The sequence below is a fragment of the Metapseudomonas resinovorans genome (assembly GCF_002003485.1).
GTDB lineage: Bacteria > Pseudomonadota > Gammaproteobacteria > Pseudomonadales > Pseudomonadaceae > Metapseudomonas > Metapseudomonas resinovorans_D.
Genome location: NZ_BDMA01000047.1, coordinates 1 through 25,113 on the forward strand (window position 1 = coordinate 1; position 25,113 = coordinate 25,113).

22 protein-coding genes and 1 tRNA gene are annotated in these 25,113 nt (G+C 62.6%); 14 read left to right on the forward strand and 9 right to left on the reverse strand.

All coding sequences use genetic code 11. From position 1 onward, the window contains the following. The first annotated feature begins 332 nt into the window (after positions 1-332). From MnOB_RS12340 to MnOB_RS12375, 8 genes are all read left to right on the forward strand, one after another. The gene (locus tag MnOB_RS12340) at positions 333-1,277 is read left to right on the forward strand and encodes a fatty acid desaturase (RefSeq protein ID WP_077524518.1); all 945 of its coding nucleotides are present in this window, start codon (positions 333-335) and stop codon (positions 1,275-1,277) included. Between the two features lie 9 nt (positions 1,278-1,286). Beyond that, on the forward strand, positions 1,287-2,072 hold the full coding sequence (locus MnOB_RS12345; protein ID WP_077524519.1) for a phosphate/phosphite/phosphonate ABC transporter substrate-binding protein: 786 nt from the start codon (positions 1,287-1,289) through the stop codon (positions 2,070-2,072). 119 nt (positions 2,073-2,191) lie between these two features. Beyond that, complete coding sequence (locus MnOB_RS12350; protein WP_077524520.1) at positions 2,192-2,716, forward strand: sigma-70 family RNA polymerase sigma factor; 525 nt, start codon at positions 2,192-2,194, stop codon at positions 2,714-2,716. Beyond that, a complete protein-coding gene (locus tag MnOB_RS12355; RefSeq protein ID WP_077524521.1) occupies positions 2,706-3,656 on the forward strand; it encodes a FecR domain-containing protein in 951 nt (316 codons plus the stop codon). Before MnOB_RS12350 ends, MnOB_RS12355 begins: the two co-directional genes overlap by 11 nt. Positions 3,657-3,769: 113 nt before the next feature. Continuing rightward, positions 3,770-6,424, forward strand: coding sequence for a TonB-dependent receptor (locus MnOB_RS12360; protein WP_234358245.1), 2,655 nt, complete (start codon positions 3,770-3,772; stop codon positions 6,422-6,424). A gap of 34 nt (positions 6,425-6,458) precedes the next feature. Further along, positions 6,459-7,472 carry an ABC transporter substrate-binding protein gene (locus tag MnOB_RS12365; protein ID WP_077524523.1) on the forward strand — a complete coding sequence of 338 codons (1,014 nt, stop codon included), beginning with the start codon at positions 6,459-6,461 and terminating at the stop codon, positions 7,470-7,472. 4 nt (positions 7,473-7,476) lie between these two features. After that, positions 7,477-8,334: an ABC transporter permease gene (locus tag MnOB_RS12370; protein ID WP_077524524.1), complete on the forward strand. Its 858-nt coding sequence runs from the start codon at positions 7,477-7,479 to the stop codon at positions 8,332-8,334. 62 nt (positions 8,335-8,396) lie between these two features. Then, positions 8,397-9,389 (forward strand): asparaginase, encoded by a 993-nt coding sequence (locus MnOB_RS12375; protein ID WP_077524525.1) that lies wholly within the window; start codon positions 8,397-8,399, stop codon positions 9,387-9,389. A 246-nt stretch (positions 9,390-9,635) separates the two neighbouring features. On the opposite strand, the gene MnOB_RS12380 is transcribed toward MnOB_RS12375, so the two are convergent. The 6 genes from MnOB_RS12380 to MnOB_RS12405 form a co-directional block, all read right to left on the reverse strand. Beyond that, entirely contained in the window at positions 9,636-10,937 is a 1,302-nt protein-coding gene (locus MnOB_RS12380) for a HEAT repeat domain-containing protein (RefSeq protein WP_077524526.1), read from the reverse strand. Positions 10,938-11,188: 251 nt separating this feature from the next. Continuing rightward, positions 11,189-12,106 carry a hypothetical protein gene (locus tag MnOB_RS28830; RefSeq protein ID WP_158713806.1) on the reverse strand — a complete coding sequence of 306 codons (918 nt, stop codon included), beginning with the start codon at positions 12,104-12,106 and terminating at the stop codon, positions 11,189-11,191. A 132-nt stretch (positions 12,107-12,238) separates the two neighbouring features. Then, the gene (locus MnOB_RS12390; protein WP_077524528.1) at positions 12,239-12,862 is read right to left on the reverse strand and encodes a helix-turn-helix domain-containing protein; all 624 of its coding nucleotides are present in this window, start codon (positions 12,860-12,862) and stop codon (positions 12,239-12,241) included. 7 nt (positions 12,863-12,869) lie between these two features. Next, positions 12,870-13,442: a recombinase family protein gene (locus tag MnOB_RS12395; protein ID WP_077524529.1), complete on the reverse strand. Its 573-nt coding sequence runs from the start codon at positions 13,440-13,442 to the stop codon at positions 12,870-12,872. A gap of 185 nt (positions 13,443-13,627) precedes the next feature. After that, entirely contained in the window at positions 13,628-15,463 is a 1,836-nt protein-coding gene (locus MnOB_RS12400; protein ID WP_077524530.1) for a site-specific integrase, read from the reverse strand. A gap of 108 nt (positions 15,464-15,571) precedes the next feature. Next, a tRNA-Arg gene (locus MnOB_RS12405) sits at positions 15,572-15,648 on the reverse strand. 321 nt (positions 15,649-15,969) lie between these two features. Between MnOB_RS12405 and gabD the strand changes: the two genes are divergently transcribed. The 4 genes from gabD (at position 15,970) to MnOB_RS12425 (ending at position 21,758) form a co-directional block, all read left to right on the forward strand. Next, positions 15,970-17,421 (forward strand): NADP-dependent succinate-semialdehyde dehydrogenase, encoded by a 1,452-nt coding sequence (gene gabD, locus MnOB_RS12410; RefSeq protein ID WP_077524531.1) that lies wholly within the window; start codon positions 15,970-15,972, stop codon positions 17,419-17,421. Positions 17,422-17,590: 169 nt separating this feature from the next. Beyond that, positions 17,591-18,868 carry a 4-aminobutyrate--2-oxoglutarate transaminase gene (gene gabT / locus MnOB_RS12415; RefSeq protein WP_077524532.1) on the forward strand — a complete coding sequence of 426 codons (1,278 nt, stop codon included), beginning with the start codon at positions 17,591-17,593 and terminating at the stop codon, positions 18,866-18,868. Positions 18,869-19,165: 297 nt separating this feature from the next. Beyond that, positions 19,166-20,377 (forward strand): HDOD domain-containing protein, encoded by a 1,212-nt coding sequence (locus MnOB_RS12420; protein ID WP_077524533.1) that lies wholly within the window; start codon positions 19,166-19,168, stop codon positions 20,375-20,377. Positions 20,378-20,501: 124 nt separating this feature from the next. Then, positions 20,502-21,758: an HDOD domain-containing protein gene (locus MnOB_RS12425; RefSeq protein WP_077524534.1), complete on the forward strand. Its 1,257-nt coding sequence runs from the start codon at positions 20,502-20,504 to the stop codon at positions 21,756-21,758. Here the strand turns inward: MnOB_RS12425 and MnOB_RS12430 are convergent. After that, on the reverse strand, positions 21,719-22,309 hold the full coding sequence (locus MnOB_RS12430; RefSeq protein ID WP_077524535.1) for a 2-hydroxychromene-2-carboxylate isomerase: 591 nt from the start codon (positions 22,307-22,309) through the stop codon (positions 21,719-21,721). The two genes, MnOB_RS12425 and MnOB_RS12430, sit on opposite strands and share 40 nt — an antisense overlap. A 57-nt stretch (positions 22,310-22,366) precedes the next feature. Further along, positions 22,367-23,107: an SDR family oxidoreductase gene (locus MnOB_RS12435; protein WP_077524536.1), complete on the reverse strand. Its 741-nt coding sequence runs from the start codon at positions 23,105-23,107 to the stop codon at positions 22,367-22,369. An 87-nt stretch (positions 23,108-23,194) separates the two neighbouring features. Here MnOB_RS12435 and MnOB_RS12440 point away from each other — a divergent pair, with 87 nt between their 5' ends. Further along, positions 23,195-23,767 carry a TetR/AcrR family transcriptional regulator gene (locus tag MnOB_RS12440; protein WP_077524537.1) on the forward strand — a complete coding sequence of 191 codons (573 nt, stop codon included), beginning with the start codon at positions 23,195-23,197 and terminating at the stop codon, positions 23,765-23,767. Positions 23,768-23,877: 110 nt separating this feature from the next. After that, positions 23,878-24,825 carry an autotransporter outer membrane beta-barrel domain-containing protein gene (locus MnOB_RS12445; protein WP_234358246.1) on the forward strand — a complete coding sequence of 316 codons (948 nt, stop codon included), beginning with the start codon at positions 23,878-23,880 and terminating at the stop codon, positions 24,823-24,825. Between the two features lie 100 nt (positions 24,826-24,925). On the opposite strand, the gene MnOB_RS12450 is transcribed toward MnOB_RS12445, so the two are convergent. Continuing rightward, positions 24,926-25,090, reverse strand: a complete 165-nt coding sequence (locus MnOB_RS12450; protein ID WP_077524539.1) for a rubredoxin — start codon at positions 25,088-25,090, stop codon at positions 24,926-24,928. Between the last annotated feature and the right edge of the window lie 23 nt (positions 25,091-25,113).

Here is a 25,113-nt window from a genome sequence, read left to right on the forward strand (position 1 = left end):
AGTGTGGAGCTTCTCCATGTGAGAGTAGGTCATCGTCAAGCTTCTATCCCAAACCCCCGACCCGCGAAAGCAGGTCGGGGGTTTGTCTTTGTGCGCGCGAAAAAACCATCGCGCTAGCCTGATCGCCCAAACCGTTTCAGCCTTCCCATGACGGCAGAATGCGACGACATCGCTGATAGAGCCTCCAGTTAGCATTCAATAACCAATCGATCTGCATGTTTTTCCTGCGCCGTTGCACAGACGGGAATACAGGCCGCCGGCCATTCCCACTGAGCCCCCCGCAGGAGACTCCATGATTCACGTTTATCCCCAGCCGATAGCCGAGGCTAGCCATGCCCCGCTATCTCGATGATGCCCAACGTCGGCAGGTCGAGTGCTTGCAGCGGAGTCTGACAGCGAGGACGGACTGGCCGACCTGGCTGCTGCTGATCGGCGTTTACACCGGCTGGTTTACCTTGCACCTAGCCAGTCCGCACCTCGGCCTATGGCTGACGACCGGGCTGTTGATTCCTGTGGTAGTGCTGTGGCTATCCGTGCAACACGAGCTGCTGCATGGCCACCCAACCCGCTGGACCCTCATCAACAAGCTGCTCGGCTATGCGCCGTTTGCGGTCTGGTATCCCTATACCCTCTATCGCGATACCCACCTGCGTCACCACCGCGATGAGGACCTGACCTTGCCGGGCCTCGATCCCGAAAGCCGCTACCTCGGCCAGCACCAATGGAGCACCAGCCCCAGGCTCTCCCGCACATTGCGCTGGCTCGATAAGACTTTGCTCGGGCGACTGCTCCTCGGCCCTCCGCTGGCCCTGGCATCGCTGGCCAGGGAAGAGGCTGCTCGCCTGCTCAAGGGGGACATCAAGGCCTGGATCATGTGGAGCGTCCATGGGGCAGCTACCGTGCTGATGCTCATCTTCATCGCTCGCTATAGCCTGGTGCCTGTCTGGCACTACCTGCTGCTGGTCAGCGTTCCCGCGCTGTCCCTGGCCATGGTCCGTTCCTTCTACGAGCATCGCCCTGCGGAGCTCCCGGAACAGCGGACGGTGATCAACGAAGCCGCCTGGCCCTGGAGCTGGCTCTTTCTCCATATCAATCTGCACCTGGTTCACCACGACCTGCCTGGCCTCCCCTGGTACTACCTGCCTCGGATATACCGCAGCCGCCGTGAGCAATGGCTCGCACGCAGCGGCGGTTTTCACGTGCGCGGCTATGGCGAGTTTTTCCGTCGTCACGGACTGCGTCCTATCGATAGCCCCCGCCATCCCAGCGCCCATTGAGGAACCGCCATGCGCCATGCCGAACTGCTGATGTATGTCGCTCCCCAGTGTGTGGAGGACGCCAATGCCGCCTGGCTACAGCGGATCCTCGAACTGCTTGGAGAAGAGCGTCTCACCGCCGATGGCCTCAGCCTGCCAGAGCTCTGGACCTCGCCCCGCCTGTTGCTGACCCAGACCTGTGGATATCCGCTGATGACCCAACTGCGCGGGCAAGTCCGCGTGTTGGGCCGCCCCGAGTACGTGCTCCCCGACAGTGCAGACGGCTGGCATTGCAGCCTGATCCTCGCCCGCGCAGAGGACGCCCGAACCACCCTCGATGCCTTCCTCGGAAGTCGCGGTGCGATCAACGACGCCGGCTCCAATACCGGCATGAACCTCTTCCGCCATCGCCTCGCACCGTTACAGCAAGGCGGCTCCTTCTTCTCCAACGTTATCCACAGCGGCAGCCACCGTGAAAGCCTGCGGCTGTTGCGGGAGAACCAGGCTGACCTGGCTGCGGTAGACAGCGTCACCTACGCCTACCTGGCTCGTTACGCACCCACTGAAGTGGCCGACTTGCGCTTGATCGAGCGCAGCGCCCCCAGTCCCAACCTCCCCTATATCGGCAGGGCCAACCTCGGTGACGCGGAGGCCGTGCGGGTGCGCGAGGCCATGAACCAGGCGCTGGACGACCTCCCCCAGGTGGCCAACATCCTGGCTATCCGTAAAGTCCTGCCCGCGAAGGACGACGACTACCGGATCCTCCTCGACTACCAGCAGCAGGCCACCGCCCAAGGCTATGGCGAACTTCGATAATTCCAAATTGATCTATAAAAATAGAATTTAAATATTTTTGTCGAATAAGACAGCCTTGCTAGGATTCACCCACCGGAACACCGGACCCCTCCCTGCATTGACCGATTTATGGAGTGGCCATGTCCGGCGCCGACAACTCCCACAGCCTTTACGTGGGCACGCTATTCAGCAGTCATTACACCTGGCTCTGCGGACGCTTGCGCCGCTATCTGGATTCCGCGGCCAGCGCCGAAGACATTGCTGCCGACACCTTCGTCCAGTTGCTCAGCGCGCCGCGCATCGAGCCCATCCGCCAGCCTCGCGCGTTGTTGACCACCATCGCCCAGCGCCTGGTTTACCAGGTCTGGCGACGCCGAGATCTGGAGCGCGCCTACCTCGACGCCCTGCTCAACGAGCCCGAACACGAGGCGCCTTCGCCCGAAACGCTGGCCCAGATGCTCCAGGCGCTGGAGGAGATCGATCGCCTGCTGGACGGACTCCCCGCCAAGGTCAAGGCCACTTTCCTGCTGTCGCAGGTCAACGGCCTGACCTATCCCGAAATAGCCGCCGAACTGGCCATTTCATTACGTTCCGTGAGCGACTACATGGGGAAGGCCATCACCCGCTGCCTGCGCGCCAGCCTGGAGTACCGACATGAGCAATGACCAGGACGCCCTGATCGAACAGGCTTCGCGCTGGATAGTGCTGTTGCGTTCGGGAGCCGCCAGAGACGAAGACTTCCTCGCGTTCAGCGCCTGGCGTGCGCAGGACCCGCGCCACGAACGCCTCTGTACGCATCTCGAGCAGGCCCTGGGCGTCTTCAGGCGCCCTGTGGTACAGGACGCTGGCGGCGAGTTGCTGCAACGGGTGCTCCAGGCGCCCTCCAGCCGGCGCCAACTACTGCAGAGGGCGCTTGTGGGCAGTGGTCTGATGGTCGGTGCTGGATTGCTGGGCAACCGTATCACCCCGCTAGACGAGCTGACCGCCGACTTGCGCACCGGCACCGGCCAGCGCCGTAGCCTGCATGCGGAAGACGGCAGCAGACTGGTGATCAATGCGCGCAGCGCGGTGGACCTGGACTTCGATATCAACAGACGGCTCGTACGCTTCCGTGGTGGCGAGCTCCTTGCCCAAGTGGCTCGCTCCGATCGCAGGCCCTTCGTCGTACACACCGGCATGGGCCAGGTGTCCTCCGCCGGTGCCGGCATGATGGTCGCCGAGCGGGATGGCCGGAGCCGCGTTCTCGCCCTCGGTGGCCCGCTGGAGCTGGTTAACCGCAGCGGCGTTCGCCTGCGACTGCCGGCCGGCCAGGCTGTGGATTTCGGCCCCCATCGCTTCGGTCCGGTGCTGCAGGCGAGGCTTGGTGAGACTGCCTGGGTCGATGGCCTGCTGGAGGTTCGCGACAGCCCGTTGCGGGACGTGATTACAGCGCTGCGCCCCTACCGGGCAGGCGTCTTGCGTGTGCACCCAAGCCTTGAAGGCATGCGCGTCAGCGGCCTGTTCCGCCTGGACGCCAGCGATCAGGTGCTGGACGCCCTCAGTCGCACCCTGCCGCTGCGTATCGTCCGCCGCACCGACCTGTGGATAAGCCTGCTCCCGGTCTGATCGGTTCTAAGGTCATAACCAAACGATCTGCAAGATTCCGCCGCGCCAATGCACACCCCATGCGAAGGCGCTGCAGGGAGCAGCGCCACAACGGATTCCTTGGGGGAGTCATCTTGCGTCCTATCGCTGCTTCGCATCGCCGCCGCCTTGCGGCCTTTGCCCTCGGCCCTTTGGCCAGTTTCATTTTCACGTGCGCACACGCGGCCGAAGAAGCCCGGCACAGCTACCACATCGCTCCTGGTCCGCTGGACGAAGTGCTGCTCAACATCAGTCGTCAGAGCGGCCTGGTCATCTCCTTCACGCCCGAGGTGGGCCGCTTCTCCGCCGCTGCCGTGGAGGGCGATCTCTCGGCCGCCCAGGCTGTGAACGCCGCCCTGCGTGGTACGGGGCTCGAGCTACAGGTCAGCCCGGCCGGCGCCTTCATCGTCAAGCGCGTTGGCGTACGTCCCGGCAAGCCAGCGTCCAGCCAGGTCACACCGCCGGCTGCCGTGCCGGAAGAACCCGTGCTGGAGCGTGTGATCTCCGTCGGCACCCGCCGTCACGACACCACTGCCCTGACCAGTGCTGCCCCGGTGGATGTCATCGACAGCAAGGAATTGGTCCGCATCGGCGCCACCAGCCTCAACCAGGCGCTGTTCCAGCTGCTGCCCTCGTTCAACTTCCCGCAAAACCAGAGCGCCACCCGTGGCCAGGACCCCAAGGGCGCGTCCCTGCGCGGCCTGTCGCCGGACCAGACCCTCGTGCTGGTGAATGGCAAGCGCCGGCATGCCTCGGCGGTGGTCAACATCTCCGGCGGCGTCCCCTTCATCGGCGCCCAGCCGGTGGACCTGGACATGATCCCCATAAGCGCCGTCGACCATATCGAAGTGCTGCGCGATGGCGCCTCCGCGCAGTACGGCTCGGACGCCGTGGCCGGGGTGATCAACATCGTCCTCAAGGAACGCGACAACGGTGGCCAGGCCAACGCGCGTATCGGCCAGTACGGCCAGGGCGATGGCTTCAGCAAGTCCGCGGACGTGTGGCACGGCCTGGCTCTACCCGGTGATGGTTTCCTCACCCTCAGCGCCAATGGCCTGAACAACAAGCCCACCGATATCGGCGACAAGTTCATCGCCGAAGGCAAGGTGCAGGATCCGCGCTGGGGTGGCGCCAGCCGTGAGAAATACAACCTCGCCGCTAACGCTGAGATCGGCCTGGATGATCGCTGGCGGCTCTACAGTTTCGCCACCTACGGCCAGGACGAGTCCTTCAACAACACCCCGCCGCTCCTGGCCGGCAGCCCGAACAACGTGCCGGCGATCTACCCCGACGGCACCATTCCCAAGTATCGCTATCGCTATGAAGACGGTGCGCTGACCCTGGGCTCCCGATTCGAGGACGCCGGCATCGGCCGCTTCGATCTCAGCGCCACCTATGGGCGCGACAAGCACGACGAGAAGGCCTTCAATACCGTCAACCCGAGCTATGGCGCGGCCAGCCCGACGCGATTCGAAGTCGCCACCCTGATCAACGAACAGACCAACCTGGCCCTGGACTACGTGCGTGACCTCGATGTCGACTGGGCCGCCAGTCCGCTGACCTTCTCCGCCGGCGCCGCCTGGCGCGAAGAGGAGTACCGGCTGGAGGACGGCGACTTTGCTTCCTACTCCTTCGGCGGTATCGATGGCGTGCAAGTGGGTGCCGTGCAGGCTTCCGGCCTGCAGCCGGACGATGCCGGCACCTACAAACGCAAGGTCGGCGGCATCTACCTGGGCCTGGAGACCCAGCTCACCGAAAAATTCCAGTTCGGCCTGGCCGGACGAACCGAGCACTACGACGACTTCGGCACCACCAGCACCGGGAAGATCTCGGCGCGCTACGAGCTGACCCCGGAGATCGGCATTCGCGGCACCCTCAACAATGCCTACCGTGCGCCCACCCTGGGGCAGATCGGCACCTCCTGGACCACCACCACCAACGTGGACGCCAACGGCAACCCCGTGCTCACCCGCATGCTGCCGGTCAGCCACCCAGCTGCACAGGCGCTCGGCGCCCAGGACCTCAAGCCGGAGAAATCCACCAACTATTCCGTCGGCCTGGTGTTCCGCCCTACCGACCGGGCTTCGTTGACCATCGATGCGTACCAGATCGATATCCGCGATCGCATCCTCTTCAGTGGTGGCATCTCCGGCCCGGAGGCCGAGGCGATCCTCGCCGCTGCGGGCTTTGGCCAGTACGCCTGGGCGCAGTTCATGACCAACGCCGCCGATACCCGCACCCGCGGCGTCGACATCGTCGGCAAGTACGACATCGACCTGGCGGCCTACGGCGACCTCGACCTCTCCGCCGGCTACACGCGCACCCGCACCCGCATCGAGAAGGTCCATGCCAACCCTCACGGCTTCGAGACGGTCACCCGCGAATCCCGTGGCTACCTGGAGCACGGCTACCCGGAAGACAAGCTCGTGCTGGGCGCCGTGCACCGCCTGGGCCCCTGGACGGTCAGCCTCTACCAGACCCGCTACGGCGAGTACCGCAAGTACGCCGCCTCCGCCAGCAATGCCCAGTTCGACCAGACCTTCTCCGCCCAGTGGGTCACCGACCTGGACGTGAACTACGCCTTCACCCCGCAACTGCGCCTGTCGGTGGGCGCCAACAACCTGTTCGACAGCCACCCCGACGACTTCAATCCGCGCCTGCGGCAGACCCCGGCGCAGCAATACAGCTACCTGGCTCCGGCGGCACCGGAAGGGGCCTTCTACTACACCCGGCTCAGCTACGACTTCTGACCGGCCACCCATCCAAGGACGCTATGAGGTGCCCATGACCATCATCAAGAACCTGCTGGGCGGCTCGCTGCTGGTCCTGGGGCTGCTCGCGCAGCCCCTGCCGGCGGCGGAGCAGCGCCAACCCATCCATTTCGCCGACCTCACCTGGGAGAGCGGCAGCCTGATCACCGAGCTGCTTCGCCTGCTCGTGGAAAAAGGCTACGGCTACCGCACCGAGACGCTGCCCGGCAGCACCGTCAGCCTGGAGGCGGCGCTGGCCCGGGATGACGTGCAAGTCATAGGCGAGGAATGGGCCGGACGCAGCCCTGCCTGGATCAAGGCCGAAGGCGAGGGCAAGGTGTTCGCCCTCGGCGATACCGTCAAGCACGCCACCGAAGGCTGGTGGGTGCCCGAATACGTGATCAAGGGCGACCCGGAGCGTGGCATTCCAGCCTTGGCACCGGACCTGCGCTCGGTGGCGGACTTGCCGCGCTACAAGGCGGTCTTCAGTGACCCGGAAAGTCCGGAGAAGGGCCGTTTCCTCAACAGCCCCACCGGCTGGACTTCGGAAATCGTCAACAGCCAGAAGCTCAAGGCTTATGGCCTGACCGACAGTTTCGTGAACTTCCGCACGGGCTCCGGCGCCGCGCTGGATGCTGAAATCAGCTCGTCCATCCGCCGTGGCAAACCGGTGCTCTTCTACTATTGGTCGCCGACCCCGTTGCTGGGACGCTACAAGCTGGTACAGCTGGAGGAGCCACCGTTCGACGCCGAGGCGTGGAAAACCCTGGCCGATGCACGCAACCCCAACCCGCGTGGCACGCGCTCCATGCCGGCGCGGCTGACCATCGGCGTCTCCGCGCCCTTCCGCGCCGAGTACCCCGAGCTGGTGGCCTTCTTCGAGAAAGTCGACCTGCCCATCGCGCTGCTCAACAGCAACCTGGCGGACATGAGCGAGAAGCGACTGCCGCCGCGACAGGTCGCCGAACGCTTTCTTCGCGAACAGCCGGCCATCTGGCAGGCATGGGTGCCGGCCGACGTCGCAGCGCGTGTGAGCGGGGGCCTCTGACACCATGTTCCCGCAAGCCCTGCACTACTCCATTGCCGACGCGGTGAATCGCTTCGTCGACTGGCTCGTTCTCTATTACGGTGATGCCTTCCGCGAAGTCTCCGATCACCTGCTGCAACTGGTCGCCGGCATCGAAGGCCTGCTGCGCCTCTGCCCCTGGTGGTTGCTTCTGGCCCTGGTTGGCGGTCTAGCCTGGCATGCCTCGCGCAGCTGGCGCCGGGCGGCCGTTCTGGTGGGGCTGCTCTTTCTCATCGGCGTGGTCGGACTCTGGGACAAGCTGCTGCAAACCTGCTCCCTGGTTCTGGTGGCCACCTTGCTGAGCGTTCTGATTGGCGTGCCCATCGGCATCCTCCTGGCGCGCAAACCCCTGGCGCGACGCCTGCTGATGCCGCTGCTGGATGTCATGCAGACGCTGCCCAGCTTCGTTTATCTGATCCCAGTGCTGATGCTCTTTGGTCTGGGCAAGGTGCCGGCCATTTTCGCCACCCTGGTCTATGCCCTGCCGCCACTGATCCGGCTCACCGAACTCGGCATCCGCCAAGTGGACGTTTCGGTCACTGAGGCTGCCGCCTGCCTGGGCGCCAACCGCTGGCAGAGCCTGCGCCACGTGCAGTTGCCCCTGGCCCTGCCGACCATCATGGCCGGACTCAACCAGACGGTGATGATGGCCCTGTCCATGGTGGTGGTCGCGTCCATGATCGGCGCCCGTGGATTGGGCGAGGACGTGCTGACCGGCATCCAGACCCTGAACGTGGGCCTGGGTGTCGAGGCGGGACTGGCCATCGTGGCGCTGGCCGTGGTGATCGACCGCGTCACCCAGGGCTACGGCGATCCGGCGCAACGGGACGGCAGAATCAGATAGGCCGCCGGGAGGCGCGGGATTAGGATGCGGGGGACTGCAGTACCAACAAGAACGGAGAAACCATGTCCCCCGCCCGCAAACTCCTGGTGCTTTACACCGGTGGCACCATCGGCATGCAGATGACCGAAGCCGGCCTGGCACCAGCCTCGGGATTCGAGGCCCGGCTGCGCGCCGAGCAGGCCGCGCAGCCGCAGCGTCCGACACCGCCGTGGGTGTTCCGGGAACTGTTGCCGCTGCTGGACAGCGCCAACATGACCCAGGCCAACTGGCTGACCCTGCGCAATGCCATCGTCGAAGGCGTGGAGCAGGACGGTTGCGACGCGGTGCTGGTGTTGCATGGCACCGACACCCTGGCCTACAGCGCCGCTGCGCTGTCCTTCCTGCTCCTCGGTCTGCGGGTGCCGGTCGTGCTCACCGGCTCGATGCAGCCTGCCGGCGTCGAAGGCGGCGATGCCTGGCCCAACCTGTTCGGCGCCCTGGCGCTGCTGGCCGCGGGCGTCGCCCCCGGCGTGCACCTCTACTTCAACGGCCTGCTCCTCAATGGCGCTCGCGCCAGCAAGCAGAAGAGCAATGCTTTCGACGCCTTCATCGAGGCCCGTCGTTCGCGCACTGGCCAGCGTGCTTCGACGTTTCCGGCCGAACTGAACTACCGCGTGCAGCGCCGGCCGGTCAGTCTCGCCGTGCAGCCACTGTTCCCCGGCCTCGCCGCAACGCAGCTGCGCGCGGTGCTGGATAGCGGCGTGCAGGGGCTCCTGCTGGAATGCTATGGCAGCGGCACCGGCCCTTCGGACAACGCCGAATTCCTCAGCGTCCTCAAGGACGCCCATGCGCGCGGCGTGGTCCTGGCCGCCATCAGCCAATGTCCGGAGGGCTCGGTGGAGTTCGGCGTGTATGCCGCTGGCAGTCAGCTGGCCAGCAGCGGCCTGGTCTCCTGTGATGGCATGACCCGCGAAGCCGCCCTGGCCAAGCTTTTCAGCCTGCTTGGCGCCGGCCTTGCCCAGGCAGAAGTGGAGCGCTGGCTTGCACTCGACTTTTGCGGGGAATCGGCCGACTGACTGCGCGCCCGTCTAACGAGCAGAAACGAGAAAGCCCGCACTAGGCGGGCTTTCTGATTTGGCGCATCCGGCGGGAGTTGAACTCATGACACGGAAACGCCCATTTTTCGGGGCTTCACAGCGAGCTGATGGAGCGAGTGTCACACAAAGATGGGACTGATTGATGTTGCATCAACGATAACCGGCAAGCCTCCTGCATGCAATCTGCTGGGCTAGCGTTCGCCCTCGTACCCGTGATTGCTAAGGCTACGTAAAGGAACGGTCCGCGCTGACAAGTGCTCGTGTTTCGGGGTCTGCGTCGAACGCGGATTCTGCCAGCACCCAAAGCGGAGTGGTGTTCGTGTCGGTCAAGGCCTTAACGGCCCGCTTTCGGCAGGTCGAGCATGGCGAAAACTCATAGACGTAGAGAAGGCAATCGAGCGCCTCGATACCCGGATGCGCCTCGCACAAGTCCAGAAGCTGCCCGACAAGATGGTGTGTTTCGTCAGCATCCTCAAACCTTGCCAGTTGCCCCGCACACATCGAGAAGTCGCCCTCAACAAAATTGTTCACGAGCAAGGCGATACCGTTTGCAATGTTGCCATCCGCGATCAACCGCTTGGCCGCTTGTCGCAGCTCTTTGTGTGTTATTGGAGCCAAGGCTGTGATCGCGGCCCACTGGAGTTCTTCATCAGGATGGTCAATCCATTGGAGAAGCCGACTCTCGAATCGCGGAACCCCGGTTTTCGTAAAGCATCGAAACAGTCGCTTGGCATGCTCTGGTTCTTCCGACGCCAACAAAACCGCGAAAACTATCTCGCGCTGATCGTTGTCGGCTTGCGCGCCCCACTGCCTGAACCAATAACATCGATCCCTTGGGTTCTTTTTGACATGGGCCACGATCTCAGTGGCCGTATAAGCCGTGGTGTTAAAGCGGGTCGAAGAGCCGCTGAAACCCTCGCAGGTCTTGCGAATTTCAGCGAGATAACTCGCGACATCGGGATCGACTGCGGCCTCGCGTTCTAATGCTGCAAGTCCTTTCTCACCATCGAACTGCGAACAAAGATGATCATCGATCCAGAAATCAGGATCGTCTTGCAGCCATCGTCCCAATTGTCTGGCGACGTAAATCAATCCATCCATGCCGTCGAGGGCGACGATGTCATCGGCGCCGATCACATCGGATGTTTCCGGAATGCGAGCTAGAGAGGAATACAATAGGCGTCTTGCGTCATCTGATCCTGAAGCAGCCAGCTCTTTCAGGATCGCACTGCGCTGGTCAAAGTCGCGCTGTTTTGGGGACGATGGCTTGTGCTCTATCGCCTTGATCGCCTGCATCACCTCTGTATTCAGCTTTGCGCGTTCGACAATCGCAAACAGCCACGGTGCCCGTGCTGCCTCGCACTGGGGATCATAGGAAAGGCATGTGACACAAGCTTCGATGATCTTGTCTTCCAGCCCATTCGATCCATGGTTCTCGATCTGCTGGATAGCGCGCCCATGGCCCGTTCTGAGAGCAGCGAAAAATGCGGCTTTGGTAAGGGGCAGGGCCGGGTGTTCTATTCGCATAGGGCATCCAACTGGGGATCAAAGCTTCAGTGGAGGCAGGGGCATTCTCTGCCTCGCATCCTGAGCATGGTAAGCGCCGAGCGGGCTCAATAATCAAATGTACGATAGCTGCCGTTGGCAAGCTGCCGAGCTTAGCCCATTTATCCCGTCAGGCTGCGATGGTGTCGCTGCCCGGCGCGAACGTCTGTTCAGGGTCGCTTTCTGCCAGTTGGCACCGAGCCTAGCAGTGGATGACGTCAGGCTCACGCTCTCTATTCAGGGCTGTACAAACCTTGAGGACCGGCCTCGATGAGCTCCGGAGCAGTCAAACCAGCCAGAGCACCGTCGTGCCATCGCTGTGCTTCACGCCGCAGCTGAGCACTGATGTGCGTCTGCTTTCCGGGTGGGATGTCATAGGCTTCAGCCAGTGCTGGATTCAGCTCCACCGTCAAACCATTTTTGACAGCGTAGAAGCTCCACCGGATTGCAGACGATCTCATCTCAAGGTCGAACTTTTCACCGGGGGTCCGGAACATCAGATCAGCATCAGCATCGCCTTTGAGGGACCGCAGAGCGCGCCGGAGCGGTGTGTTTTTCCCATGAGCTGCAAAACCTTCGGGACCGATGATCAAGCCATGGATGTGCCAACGGCGGCGACTGGAGCTATCTGACAGAACAGCCGGGGCTTTCTCAATGCCGTAGAGGAACTCTGCACCACGACCAAGGGCAGCCGGGATTCGCCTGGTCATCTCGTTTCGAAGATATTCCAGAGCGGAAGCATCCCCGGCATCGAGACGATTGTTGAGCTTCTCATTGAGAACCAGAGTGAAGGTTTTGAGCTCCCAAGCCCGCCGCCGTGCCATCCAGTAGAGAGGGACGGCTGCCGCTGCCAGTTTGGTGAACTCGTCTCTGGTTTCCTTCCAGGGCCTCAGGGCGATCTCCCCTGGGAGAGGTTGATCAAGGAGTGTGCTAGCTCTCTGGTTGGTTGGAGAAGAGAGAGATGAGCTGTTCCTTAGTATACTTCTCTTCGCGTTCGCCAGATGCTTCGCATGTGCCGCAGCTACTACGCTTGAAGGCCTTTTCGACGATCGTTTTTTTACGGCTTTTTGCCCAAACTCTGTTTCCGTGCTGCCTTCATCGGAGGGACTCGGCGTGGGGAGCGGACGGACGTTATGGTCTTCGATAGTCATGGTGAGCCTTGCTGATCCTCTGAGGGACCATTTTCAAAAACGTCTCGCCCTGGTTGCCGCCAGTGGGTTGACTTCATTTTCTTGGTTCTAAGGGTTTGACACTTGCCTGGTCATCGCATGGTCAAGGCAAGGTCATTCGAGGACGACAATGTCGTCACTCTCATAGAGAAGCGCTTTCTTCTCTGCGATCCATTGCAGGTTTTCGAGCTCTACACTGACTTCATCTAAGTCGCCTCTCAGTTCAGCTTCCTCACGTCGCTGATGAGCACGCATCTCGTCGACATCCAATGGCGACATGATCCGAATCTCCAGCGCCGGCAGCTCTTCAACCGCTTGCGCCTGCTCAAGCTTGTCCAAAGGAAGGGCTCGCCGGCCTACATCCTGCGTTAGCTTGAGTGCGGTGGCGCTGGCAGCAAGCGACCTGAAGACAATCGGGCTGTCTGGTTCGAGCACTTCCAGTGCACTGAAGAGTTTCTGTCTGATCTTCTGACTGAGAGCTAGGTCATCCAGCACCAGGGCAGCGGCAGTTCGCTGAACACTGTCCAAGGCAAAGGCAGAAGCCAACATCTCTTCCCGGGCCTTCTCAATCAGAGCCTGAGTCGTAGCACCAGCAACTGCCTTGTGCTTCTTCAGCAGGCGCTGCACTGTGCTGAGGCTGATCCCCAGACGCTCCGAAATCGCCGCCAAGGAATAGCCAGCCTCTCTGAGGATGACCGCCTGAGCCCCCTGGTCCGGGGTGGTCTGCTTACCAGTCATGTGATCATTACTCCTCTATCACTGGCTTACTCGCGCAGGCTCGCTTGACGGCTGCGACTGAAATGCCGAACTCAGCGGCAGTCTCTTGGATGGTTGCTTGATTCGCTGCGCGCCAGGCGGCGACAGCTTGATCGTCGATTCGCTTGGGCGCACCCAGCTTCCTCCCTTGCGCTCTGGCACGCTCAATGCCAGCCATCTGCCGGGCTTTGATGTTGGAGCGCTCCAGTTCTGCGACGGCGGCCAGCATCGTCAGCATGGCTTTTCCAATTGGACTGGAAAGGTCAAAGCCCTCTCGCATCGAAACGACGGCGACGCCCTTGCCTTTGAGCGCTTCCACTGTTTCGAGTACGTCAATGGTGTCTCGGCCAAGACGGTCGATAGCAGAGACGATGAGGGTGTCGCCCTTCCTGGCGAATTTGAACAGTTCCGCAAAGCCGGGGCGCTGTAGGGCCTTGATAGCGCCACTGGTAGCTTCGTCAGCAAACCAGTGCTCAACATTGTGAAGCTGGGCAATCGCGTGACGCTGCGCCTCTGTGCTTTGGTCTTCCGTGCTGACTCGGACGTAAGCGAGAGTGGTCATAGTTGCAGCACCCTTAATGGCTCATAATCATGGCTCAAAATATAAGTCATGGCTCAGATTAATTCAACATATCTGAGCCACACTGAAAGCCATATTTTTCGCTGCCGGGCGCTGCCGCTTTGAGTAGCTCAGAAAGTACACCTTCTGAGCCGGCTTCGATGGGCGAGAAGAGAAAGCCCGCTTGATTAGACGGGCGGCTCTGATTGGTTCAGGCCATGCTCATCGCGATGACGCTGGGTCCATGTATTGAGATATTTACCTAGCCGGCGCTCGAAATCCTGATAGGTGACATGCCGCAGGCTGACTGGCATCGGTAATGCTTCGAGAATCTCCAGCTTCTTGGCCAGGGAGAAGCCGTTGCCATAGCTTGCATGCTGACCCTCATGGGTTCGCGAATGGCCTGTTAGGTCAGGCAGGACCAAGTACGCTTCCGCCCCTGCCTCTCGTGCAAGGTCGGTGAAGGTGTGGCGGAAGCTGTGAAAGTTCTTGCTGTCGGTCCTACCTTGCTCATCGCGAGTTCGAATACCGACATTGTAGAAATACCCCCCTACCGGCGTGCTGTCGCTTGGCATGCGGCAGAAGAACTGTGTAGCGATGCCACCCCATCCCTTGTTGATGTTGTAGACGAGGCCGTCCGAGAAGAGCTTTTCTCGCCCTTCCTGAGCTGCTTGCTTCCAGAACTCAAGGAAGCCCATCCGTAGCAGTTCGCTGTGAAGGGGCACGACTCTCCGGCTGGAGTTGTTCTTCACTGATTTCGGGCATGGGCGGTCCTCTGGATCATCCACGATAGTGATCGTCCAGATTCCTTTGATCTGCTTCACGTCTTCGGTGTCGAGTTGGCTCAGTTCATTGAGGCGTCCGCCCGTGAAGTAGGCGAGCACTGGCAACCAGAACTGGTAAGGGAAGACTTTGTGACGATGGTTCCGCTCCGTTCCGGTGAAGAGCCAACCATTGAAGATTTTCTCCAGGTCTTCCGTCTCAAATGACTTCTCGGGCTCCAGAGCATCTTTCGATGGTTTGGAGACACTTGGTTTGTCTGTTTGGTCGGGCGAGACTGACGTCATGCCTTTCTTAAAGGCGTACTTGTGCAGCACCCCGAGGCGAATGATGAGCTTGTCAGCCGTCGTCGAGTCAATTCGCTCCATCCCCGGTTCTGCCAGGATTGACTCTAGTGGCGAGTCAGGAGCTGGAAGCTTGGTTCCTCTGCTGACCTTGATTTCGAAGGTTTGCAGGTAGATGCGGTTGAAATCATCAAGGCTAAGCCGATTAATCGGTTTGTTCCCGCTCAGGATGTTCAGTCGGTGGACATATCCGCGTTCGGCTGCCTTGGTGCGTTCTGACTTCGGCTTCCGGTTCGACGCCAGCGCCAGCTTGTATTCAGCATCCCACTGCTGTTGCCAAATTTCGAACAGCGTAAGGCCGTCCGGCTCTGGTGCTACTTGAGTCATTGAGGGAGGGGTGGGTTGCGCCCCAAGCTTGGCCAGCGCCAGCTGATCCAGAATCTGAGGCAACAGCTTCCTGAAGCGCGAAAGCGGCAGATCGTAGTAATCATCAAAGAGGCGCTTGGCCAGCTCTTGCTGGCTCGCAGGAATGTTTCCTTTGAGGCTGCCCGTCATCTCCATGACGATCAGCTGCCGGCGCTGCTGATCGAAGATTTCTTTTCGATCTTCATCCGAGAGCGCAGGCGCAGAGGCTTCCTCTTTCTCTGCTGGGTCGCTTGTCCATTGGCCCCATTGTTCAGGCTTGCCTGCCCGCTCCAGTTCCTCATTGAACAGCCGGAGGTCTTCCTCTGTGGGGATGAAGTCGTCGTTGATCACGTGTAATGCCTTGTCGAACACTGCTTCGAAGCGCGCAGCGTATTGCCGGGCACGGCGAAGCGCTAGCCGCAGGCTGTCGGTTTTCAAGGAGCGGCGAATCTCTCGTTGCAGGCCGAATGCGACGCGCAAGGGCAGCGGGATCACCACGCGAAAGTAGTAGGTGTTGTGACGATTGAGAGTGAGATAAGCGGGCTGAGTTGGCATGGGCGCACCGTTGCGATGCCCCACCTAAATGAGCACTACAGTGCCCCACTAACCCTAAAAGCCCGGTGCTTGCCAGAAAACTCTTTCTGAACAAGCACTTGAAAATGGTGGCGCACCCGGCGGGATTCGAACCCACGACCCCTGCCTTCGGAGGGCAGTACTCTATCCAGCTGAGCTACGGATGCGTATGGGGGCGCCATGATACCCATGTCAGACCCTTGCGTCCATGCGGCATAACCTTGTTCGCAATGTTGAACGATGGTGCTGCTTCTGGTCATCTTTGATCAGGATTTCGACAAACTGCACCCACTTTTTGTTGATTTTATCGAACGGCCTATTGCCCTTAAGTTTTTCGCACCCTAGGATTCCGTTTGAGATTTCAAACGCCCCCTCGCCCCTCCATAAGCCGGGCCGTTCCAATCACTCCGTCCTGGCCAATCGCGCATTGGCTGAAGAACCACAACCTGCCCCGGTGCCCGTGCAGCGCCGGTGTGAAGGAGACAGAGATGCAATTGAAAGACGCCAAGCTGTTCCGCCAGCAAGCCTATATCGACGGCACCTGGCTGGACGCCGACAGCGGCCAGACCATCAAGGTCAACAACCCGGCCACTGGCGAAATCATCGGCACCGTGCCGAAGATGGGCACCGCCGAGACCCGCCGCGCCATCGAGGCTGCTGAGCGTGCTCTGCCGGCCTGGCGTGCGCTGACCGCCAAGGAACGCGCCAACAAACTGCGTCGCTGGTTCGAACTGCTGATGGAGAACCAGGACGACCTGGGCCGTCTGATGACCATCGAACAAGGCAAGCCGCTGGCCGAAGCCAAGGGCGAGATCGCCTACGCCGCTTCCTTCATCGAGTGGTTCGCCGAAGAAGCCAAGCGCGTATACGGTGACGTGATCCCCGGCCACCAGCCCGACAAGCGCCTGATCGTGATCAAGCAGCCGATCGGTGTGACCGCTGCCATCACCCCGTGGAATTTCCCTGCTGCGATGATCACCCGCAAGGCCGGCCCGGCTCTGGCCGCCGGCTGCACCATGGTGATCAAGCCCGCTTCCCAGACTCCGTACTCCGCCCTGGCCCTGGTCGAACTGGCCGAGCGTGCCGGCATCCCGAAAGGTGTGCTGAGTGTGGTCACCGGCAGCGCCGGCGAAGTGGGTGGTGAGCTGACCAGCAACCCGGTCGTGCGCAAGCTGTCCTTCACCGGCTCCACCGAGATCGGTCGCCAGCTGATGGCCGAATGCGCCAAGGACATCAAGAAGGTATCCCTGGAGCTGGGCGGCAACGCACCCTTCATCGTCTTCGATGACGCCGACCTGGACGCCGCCGTAGAAGGCGCGCTGATCTCCAAGTACCGCAACAACGGCCAGACCTGCGTCTGCGCCAACCGCCTGTACGTGCAGGACGGCATCTACGAAGCCTTCGCCGAGAAGCTGAAGGCCGCCGTTGCCAAGCTGAAGATCGGCAACGGTCTGGAAGACGGCACCACCACTGGCCCGCTGATCGACGAGAAGGCCGTGGCCAAGGTTCAGGAGCACATCGCCGACGCCGTTTCCAAGGGCGCCAAAGTGGTTGCCGGCGGCAAGCCGCACAGCCTGGGTGGCACCTTCTTCGAGCCGACCATCCTGGTCGACGTACCGAAGAACGCTGCCGTGGCCAAGGAAGAAACCTTCGGTCCGCTGGCTCCGCTGTTCCGCTTCAAGGACGAGGCCGACGTCATCGCCATGGCGAACGACACCGAATTCGGCCTGGCTTCCTATTTCTACGCCCGTGACCTGGGCCGCGTGTTCCGCGTGGCCGAGGCCCTGGAGTACGGCATGGTGGGTATCAACACCGGCCTGATCTCCAACGAAGTGGCGCCCTTCGGCGGTGTGAAGGCCTCTGGCCTGGGCCGCGAAGGTTCCAAATACGGCATCGAGGACTACCTGGAGATCAAGTATCTCTGCCTCGGCGGTATCTGATCCAAAGACGGGGCAAGGCGCGAAAGAGCGCGCGGCGCCCCAGTTCCACCCCTAAAGCAAACGAGCCTCCGGCAAGCCCGCGCAGTCGATCATCGAATGCTGCGCTGGCCCCTACCGGGGGCATTAATCCTTGAGATTGCGCCGCCCGATGAGCGGCCGTGAGGAACTTATGAGCAAGAACGAATCCCTGCTGAAACGCCGTGCCGCTGCCGTTGCCCGCGGTGTTAGCCAGATCCACCCGATCGTCGCCGAGCGCGCCGAGAACGCTACCGTTTGGGACGTCGACGGGCGCGAGTACATCGACTTCGCTGGCGGTATCGCCGTACTGAACACCGGCCACCTGCACCCGAAAGTGATCGAAGCCGTTCAGGAGCAACTGACCAAGCTGACCCACACCTGCTTCCAGGTACTGGCCTACGAGCCCTACATCGAGCTCTGCGAAGAGATCGCCAAGCGTGTACCGGGCGACTTCGCCAAGAAGACCCTGCTGGTGACCTCCGGCTCCGAAGCCGTTGAGAACGCCGTGAAGATCGCCCGCGGCGCCACCGGGCGTGCCGGCGTGATCGCCTTCACCGGCGCCTACCACGGCCGCACCATGATGACCCTGTCCCTGACCGGCAAGGTCGTTCCGTACTCCGCCGGTATGGGCCTGATGCCGGGCGGCGTGTTCCGTGCCCTGGCTCCGTGCGAGCTGCACGGCATCAGCGAAGACGAGTCCATCGCCAGCATCGAGCGCATCTTCAAGAACGATGCCCAGCCCCAGGACATCGCTGCCATCATCATCGAGCCGGTTCAGGGCGAAGGTGGCTTCTACGTCAACTCCAAGCCGTTCATGCAGCGCCTGCGCGCCCTGTGCGACCAGCACGGCATCCTGCTGATCGCCGACGAAGTGCAGACTGGCGCTGGCCGTACCGGCACCTTCTTCGCCACCGAGCAACTGGGCGTCGTGCCTGACCTGACCACCTTCGCCAAATCCGTTGGCGGTGGCTTCCCGATCTCCGGCGTCGTCGGCAAGGCCGAAGTCATGGACAGCATCGCTCCCGGCGGCCTGGGCGGCACCTATGCCGGCAGCCCGATCGCGTGCGCTGCAGCCCTGGCCGTGATGAAAGTGTTCGACGAAGAGAAACTGCTGGAGCGCAGCCAGGCTGTAGGCGAGCGCCTGAAGGCCGGCCTGCGTGAAATCGCAGCCAAGCACAAGGTCATCGGCGACGTCCGTGGCCTGGGTTCGATGGTTGCCATCGAGCTGTTCGAAGGCGGCGACGAAAGCAAGCCGGCTGCCGAACTGGTTGGCAAGATCGTGGCCAAGGCTCGCGAGAAGGGCCTGATCCTGCTGTCTTGCGGCACCTACTACAACGTCATCCGCTTCCTGATGCCGGTCACCATTCCCGATGCACAACTGGACAAGGGCATCGCCATTGTCGCCGAGTGCTTCGACGAACTGGCCTGATTCCCCAGGTAGTGAAAAGAGACCCGCTTCGGCGGGTCTTTTTTTGCCTGCGGGAATGGTTGCTGGCAGACCTTCGGCCTGCTTGGCGAATGAATTCGCCCCTACAGGTGCGGGCGATGCTTCGTGCCGCTGGAGCTTTCCTGCGCTGCGTTCAACCTTGGTCTACACCACTATCCCGCCCCCAAGCCGCGGTTTAGACTGCTCGCTTCAATTCTGATGACGAATCCTACCTGCTCTTGGGCCCTTTCCTGGTCCTGCGTGGTTCGTCAGGGACGACTCAACCGCCACGAGGTAACCATGCCCGCCCCTGCCCAGGCCCCGGAAGTCCTGATTGCCGAGGCCGACCCGTGGACGTCGGACCTGCTTGCCCAGCTCGTGCTGGATATTCGTGGCGACGCCAAGGTGTTTCAGGTCAGCGATGGCCGCGAAGCGCTGGCGCGTTGCAAGCGACGCCTGCCGGAACTGGTGATCGCTGATGGCGAGTTGGGCGGCATCGATGGCGTCGAACTGCTGCGTCAACTGCGCCGCCACCCGCGCACACCGGCATTGCCCTTCGTCCTGATCAGCGCCCGCGTCGATGCAGCCAGCGTGCGGGCGGTGCGGCCGTTGGCACCCTCCGCTTACCTGGGCAAACCCTTCAATGCCGCCAAACTGCGCAAGCGCCTCAGCACCCTGCTGCCGGCCAGTGAATCTGCCGTCGGCCAACAGGTGCCTGCGCTGCTGGTAAACAGCCTCAAGGAGTATCTCGACAGCGTGCGCGAAGAGGGGCAGGGCGCACCGTTGCTGGATGATGTGCGGGAGGCGGTCAGCCAGTGCCTGCAGGCCGATCAGGTCGACCTGCGCGACCTCGACGAAATCTTCTCCCGCGACCCGCAGATCACGGCGCGGCTGATCGCCGCCGCCAACAGCGCCGCCCAACACCTCGGGATGCCCTGCCAAACGCTGGCCCAGGCCATGCAGCGGCTCGGCGTCACCCGTGTGCTCAATCTCGTCCTCGGTATGGCCCTGCAGCGCAACTCGCGGCTGCGCGACCCGCGCCTGTCGGAGCTGGCCGACCTGGTCTGGCAGGCCGCCCAACGCAGCGCCGAACTGGGCTACTGGATGGCCAGCGAACTGGAGCTGGACGCCGAGCTCTGCTACACCGCCGGACTGTTGCACAACATGGGCGAACTGGCCCTGCTGCGCAGCCTGCAGGACTGGCAGGACGCCGGTGGCAGCCTCGGCAACGAAGAACTGCAGGACGTGATGCAGCGAAGGGCAGCGGGCTTCGGCTCGGCCCTGCGCATCCGTTGGCGTCTACCTTTCGGCTTACGCGAGTTGGTGGCGGCTTTCCACGGCCTGGGCGCTGGCGTGTTCTCCCGCGAGGCCCTGGTGCTCAACCTCTGCGCCGCCTTGCTACGCCTGCCGCACGGCGAAGCGCCGGCAGGCCTGATGGACGAGCGCGCGGCACGCCTGCTGCGGCTCGATCCCGCATTGCTGGACCGTCTCCCCGCGCGCCTGTTGTCCTGACGTCGTTCGGGCTGGCGCGCGGGCACCGGCATTGTCTAGTCTGCTGAAGTGCCCGTAACAGTTGTACGAGCCGTACAGGATTTTCTCCGGGAGTTGCAGCGGAACTGGATAACCGAGGCCATGCATGGCTGATTCACTACGGGCACCCAAGGTGCTGATTGCCGACCCAGACCGCTGGAGTGCCGAGCTGCTCGTCGAGCTGGTGCGCAAGGCCCGTTGCGATGCACATCTCGAGGTGCTGCAGGACAGCCAGAGTGTGCTCGAGCATTGCCGTGCGAGCTGGCCTGACCTGCTGATCGTCGACTATGGCCTGCCGGGTATCGGTGGCCTGGAGCTGCTGCGTGAGGTCCGGCGGCAGCGACGCCATCCGCCCGTCCCCTTCTTCCTGATCACTGATCGGGTGGACGCCGCCAGCGTTCGCGCCGCCTTGCCGTTGGCCCCGACCGCCTACCTGGCCAAGCCCTTCAATGCCGAGGATCTGTTGCAGCGTCTGCGCAACCTGCTGCTGGAACCAGGTGAGGAGGTTGCCTGCCCGCTGCCGTCCAGCCTGCCCATGCAGCGCCTGGAGGAATATCTGGCCGAGGCGAGGGAAACCTCATCCGGTGCGCCGTTGCTGAAAGTCGTGCATGAGGCGCTGGACCACGCCATGCAGGCTCATAAACGCGATCTGGCCGAGCTGCAGCCACTGTTTTTTCAGGACCCGCAGCTTACCGGGCAGTTGATCGCCGCCGCGAACAGCGCGGGCCAGCACCTCGGCAATAGCTGCCAGACCCTGGAGCAAGCCCTGGGTCGACTGGGGTCGCAACACAGCCTCAACCTCGCACTGGGGCTGGCGTTGCAACGCAGCGTCGATCTGACGGACCCGCTGCTGCTGCCCCATGGCGAACGCATCTGGCAGCAATGCCAACGCACCGCCGAGCTGGCACGTTGGCTGGCCCAATGCCTGGAAGGGGATGGTGAGCGTTGCTACGCCGCTGGCCTGCTGCACCTGCTGGGTGATCTGGCGGTACTGCGCAGCATCCAGAGCTGGCTTGACCTGGGTGGCGAAGCGTTGACCGCCGAGCAGGTGGAGGAGGCGCTGCGCATCCACGCCGCGCCATTCGGTTCGGCCCTTCGCACGCGCTGGCGCCTGCCGCTGGAACTGCGCCAACTGATTGCCGCCGCGTACCAGCTAGGTGGGGGTGTCTATTCCAAGGACGCGCTCATCGTGCACATCGCCAAGCTGGCCGCCGAACTTCCGGAAGGCGAAGACGCGGCGCCGCTCGCCAAGCACAAGGCCGCGCGGATGCTCGGCCTCGACGCCGCGCTGCTGGCGTCGCTGCCGAATCTCGGGGTGTCAGCTCAGGCCAGTGCTTCCTCGACGAAATCCAGCCGGTCTTGACCGAAGTACATCTCTTCACCGACGAAGCAGGTGGGCGCGCCGAACACGCCGCGTTTCACTGCTTCCTCGGTAGCGGCCTTGAGCGCGTCCTTCACTTCCTGATCAGCCACCAGAGCCAGCAGTGCCTGGGGATCGAATCCGGCTTCCTGCAGGACGGCAGCCAGCACGGCGGGGTCGCCGAGATTGCGCTTGTCCTGCCAGAGCGCGCGGAACATGGCATCCAGATACGCCGTGAAGCGCTCCGGCTGGCGCATCTGCACGCCGATGGCGGCGCGCATCAGCGTCAGCGTGTTGATGGGGAAGAAGGGGTTGAAGTGCATCGGCACGCCATAGCGACGGGCGAAGCGCTGCATATCGATCATGGTGTGGCGGGCCTTGGCCGGAACGGCGGCAGGCGACGCATTGCCGGTGGCTTGGAATACACCACCCAGCAGCATCGGGCGGTAACGCAGCGTGGCGCCAGTCCTGGCGCAGATCCCCGGCAACTGGGTCCAGGCCAGGTAGCTGGCTGGGCTGCCGAGGTCGAAGAAGAATTCGACGGTTTTGGTCATTCTTTTGTTCTTCCTTCTCAGAAATTTTGCGACCGAGCGCAGCCGGTCGGGCCACTATCACCAACGCTCCATCCAGGGGCGCAAATCCAGCTCGAACGTCCAGGCATCCCGTGGCTGGCTGTGCAGGTACCAGTAGTTCTCGGCGATATGGTCGGGGTTGAGGATGCCGTCCTGATCCTTCAGCGCGTAACGCTCGGGGAAGTTGTCGCGGATGAATTCGGTGTCGATGGCACCGTCCACCACCACGTGGGCAACGTGAATGCCCCGTGGTCCCAGCTCGCGCGCCATGCTCTGGGCCAGGGCGCGAATGCCGTGCTTGGCGCCGGCGAAGGCGGCGAACCCGGCGGCGCCGCGCAGGCCGGCAGTGGCGCCGGTGAAGAGGATGGTGCCGCGCTCGCGGGTAACCATGCGACGGGCGACCGCCTGGCTGGTGAGGAAGCCGGAGAAGCAGGCCATCTCCCAGATCTTGAAGTACTTGCGCGCCGTCTCTTCAAGGATGCTACAGGGCACATTGGCGCCGATGTTGAAGACGAAGGCTTCGATGGGGCCAATGTCGCGCTCGATGCTTTCCACCAACTGCGCAACATCTTCTTCCTTGCGCGCATCGGAGGCGAAGCCGTGGGCCTCGCCACCTTCGGCGCGAATGGCATCCACCAGCGGCTGCAGCTTGTCGGCGCTGCGTCGGGTCACGCAGGCGACGTATCCCTCGCGGGCAAAGCGTCGGGCGATGGCGCCGCCGGTGGCGTCGCCGGCACCAATTACCAGTACGACTTTCTTGTTTTCGGTCTCGCTAGCCATGCTGTCCACCTTTACTGAACGATCGTTAGCTGAACGGACGTTATGCTATGCTCGCCAACGCGTCAAGCCAGTCCACCGGAGGTCGTCGTGCGTTACTCAGCCAATCACAAGGAAGAAACCCGGCAGAAGCTGCTGGAAAGCAGTGGCGCCATTGCCAAGCGCGGCGGGTTCTCCACCACCGGCGTCGACGGCCTGATGAAAGCCATTGGTCTCACCGGCGGCGCCTTCTACAGCCACTTCCCATCGAAGAATGATCTCTTCACCGCCATCGTCCAGCGCGAGCTTTCACAAAGCCTGATCGGCCATGTCGCCCGCGGCGAAGGCTTCTGCCGCGACAAGCTGGAGCGCTGCCTCGACCGTTACTTGAGCATGGCCCATCTGCAGAACCCCGACACGGGCTGCGCCATCCCTGCGCTGGGGGCTGAAATCGCCCGCGCCGAACTTCCTGTGCGCGAGGAGGCCGAGCACTGGATGCTGGAGTTGCAGCGCGCCTGGGCGGAGATTCTCGAAGACGGCGAGCTGGCCTGGGCGATGATTTCCCAGTGCGTCGGCGCATTGGTGGTGGCGCGCATGCTCGCCCGCGAAGAGGTCCAGGCCGAAGTGCTGAACGCCAGTCGGGATTTCCTCGGCCGGGTGGTGGATGACCTGCTAGAGCAGTGACTGCTCCGCGCAGACGCTGAGAATCTGCTCCCTCAGCCAGACATTCGCCGGGTCCTGATCGAAAGGATTCGGGAAATTGAATTGCTCAGCATCGAACTAGAGTTATCCACATGCCCCGTCTGGAGGTGCCCTGCATGGGCCTGCATCCATCGCCGTGCAATGTCACTGCCGGCTTGTTCGTCCTGCTGCTGAGCGCACCGGCCCTCGGCGACTCCCTGGCCGCATCCAGCCGCGCCTACTTGCTGGAAGACAGCCATTTCCTCCGGGACGCCGCCTCTGAGCGCATCCAGCAGATTCGCTTTTCCTTCCGCGAACCGCCGCTGGACGAAGGTCAGTCGCCGGCTTGGGCGCGGGCCTTCGGCAGCCACGGTTCGACTGATGCTGACCACCGCGCGCCCCGCCGCGAGCGGGACATCGGCGGCGGGCTGCTGGGCAGCGAGCGCAAGCTGGGCAGCTGGCTGGTGGGCGGGATGGGAGGCTACTCGGCGAGTTCGGTGGAAGTGGCGGGCGAGGACGCGGATATCCACAGCCTGCATCTGGGCGCCTATGCCGGTACCAAGATCTACAACCAGATCGGCGTCAAGCTGGGTGCGGCCTGGAGCGGCCATGACGGCGACCGGCGCGGGGCCGACGGGGACAGCGGCCAGGTGTTCGGCGAGCTCAGCTATTCCCTGGATTTCCGCGACTTCAGCGCCGAGGGATTCAGCGAACTGGCCTATGTGCGGCTGGACAGCGATTCGCTGGGCACCCACGACAGCCAGCGCGACGAGATCGGCTACAGCACCTTCGGCCTGCGCGGCACCACGCGTATCGAGCTGGCTTCGGAACGGCGCCTGACGGCACGCATCAGCTCCGGCTGGCGCCATGCCTACAGCGATAGCCGACTGGAAGATGAGAGCGGCGCCGCCGTGGCCTTGACCCGCGATGCTTTCAGGCTGGATGCGGGGTTGGATTACCAGCTCACCGAACAGGCCTACGCCGGGCTGTTCTACAACGGCACCTACGCCGAGGACGCGCGGGACAACGGGGTGACGGCGCGGGTGAGCCTGAGATTCTGACCCCTTGTAGGATGGGTTGAGCTTGCGAAACCCATCAATCGTGCGATGGGTTTCGCTCCGCTCTACCCATCCTACGAGAGAGCCTCGAATCGCGTCGTTCTCAGATTTCCTGCATATCGAAGTCATTCTTGCCGACGCCACAATCCGGGCAAATCCAATCATCCGGCACGTCGTTCCAGGGGGTGCCGGCCGGGATGCCCTCGTCGGGCCAGCCCTTGGCTTCGTCGTAGATCAGGCCGCAGACCACACAAATCCAGGTTTTCATGCCGCTACCTCATGCTTGCAGCT

What these genes read in the sequence shown, in the direction of transcription:
- MnOB_RS12340 (WP_077524518.1), top strand. Translation starts at nt 333, where the DNA reads ATGCCCCGCTATCTCGATGATGCCCAACGTCGGCAGGTCGAGTGCTTG.
- MnOB_RS12345 (WP_077524519.1), top strand. Translation starts at nt 1,287, where the DNA reads ATGCGCCATGCCGAACTGCTGATGTATGTCGCTCCCCAGTGTGTGGAG.
- MnOB_RS12350 (WP_077524520.1), top strand. Translation starts at nt 2,192, where the DNA reads ATGTCCGGCGCCGACAACTCCCACAGCCTTTACGTGGGCACGCTATTC.
- MnOB_RS12355 (WP_077524521.1), top strand. Translation starts at nt 2,706, where the DNA reads ATGAGCAATGACCAGGACGCCCTGATCGAACAGGCTTCGCGCTGGATA.
- MnOB_RS12365 (WP_077524523.1), top strand. Translation starts at nt 6,459, where the DNA reads ATGACCATCATCAAGAACCTGCTGGGCGGCTCGCTGCTGGTCCTGGGG.
- MnOB_RS12370 (WP_077524524.1), top strand. Translation starts at nt 7,477, where the DNA reads ATGTTCCCGCAAGCCCTGCACTACTCCATTGCCGACGCGGTGAATCGC.
- MnOB_RS12375 (WP_077524525.1), top strand. Translation starts at nt 8,397, where the DNA reads ATGTCCCCCGCCCGCAAACTCCTGGTGCTTTACACCGGTGGCACCATC.
- MnOB_RS12380 (WP_077524526.1), bottom strand. Translation starts at nt 10,937, where the DNA reads ATGCGAATAGAACACCCGGCCCTGCCCCTTACCAAAGCCGCATTTTTC.
- MnOB_RS28830 (WP_158713806.1), bottom strand. Translation starts at nt 12,106, where the DNA reads ATGACTATCGAAGACCATAACGTCCGTCCGCTCCCCACGCCGAGTCCC.
- MnOB_RS12390 (WP_077524528.1), bottom strand. Translation starts at nt 12,862, where the DNA reads ATGACTGGTAAGCAGACCACCCCGGACCAGGGGGCTCAGGCGGTCATC.
- MnOB_RS12395 (WP_077524529.1), bottom strand. Translation starts at nt 13,442, where the DNA reads ATGACCACTCTCGCTTACGTCCGAGTCAGCACGGAAGACCAAAGCACA.
- MnOB_RS12400 (WP_077524530.1), bottom strand. Translation starts at nt 15,463, where the DNA reads ATGCCAACTCAGCCCGCTTATCTCACTCTCAATCGTCACAACACCTAC.
- gabD (WP_077524531.1), top strand. Translation starts at nt 15,970, where the DNA reads ATGCAATTGAAAGACGCCAAGCTGTTCCGCCAGCAAGCCTATATCGAC.
- gabT (WP_077524532.1), top strand. Translation starts at nt 17,591, where the DNA reads ATGAGCAAGAACGAATCCCTGCTGAAACGCCGTGCCGCTGCCGTTGCC.
- MnOB_RS12420 (WP_077524533.1), top strand. Translation starts at nt 19,166, where the DNA reads ATGCCCGCCCCTGCCCAGGCCCCGGAAGTCCTGATTGCCGAGGCCGAC.
- MnOB_RS12425 (WP_077524534.1), top strand. Translation starts at nt 20,502, where the DNA reads ATGGCTGATTCACTACGGGCACCCAAGGTGCTGATTGCCGACCCAGAC.
- MnOB_RS12430 (WP_077524535.1), bottom strand. Translation starts at nt 22,309, where the DNA reads ATGACCAAAACCGTCGAATTCTTCTTCGACCTCGGCAGCCCAGCCAGC.
- MnOB_RS12435 (WP_077524536.1), bottom strand. Translation starts at nt 23,107, where the DNA reads ATGGCTAGCGAGACCGAAAACAAGAAAGTCGTACTGGTAATTGGTGCC.
- MnOB_RS12445 (WP_234358246.1), top strand. Translation starts at nt 23,878, where the DNA reads ATGCCCCGTCTGGAGGTGCCCTGCATGGGCCTGCATCCATCGCCGTGC.
- MnOB_RS12450 (WP_077524539.1), bottom strand. Translation starts at nt 25,090, where the DNA reads ATGAAAACCTGGATTTGTGTGGTCTGCGGCCTGATCTACGACGAAGCC.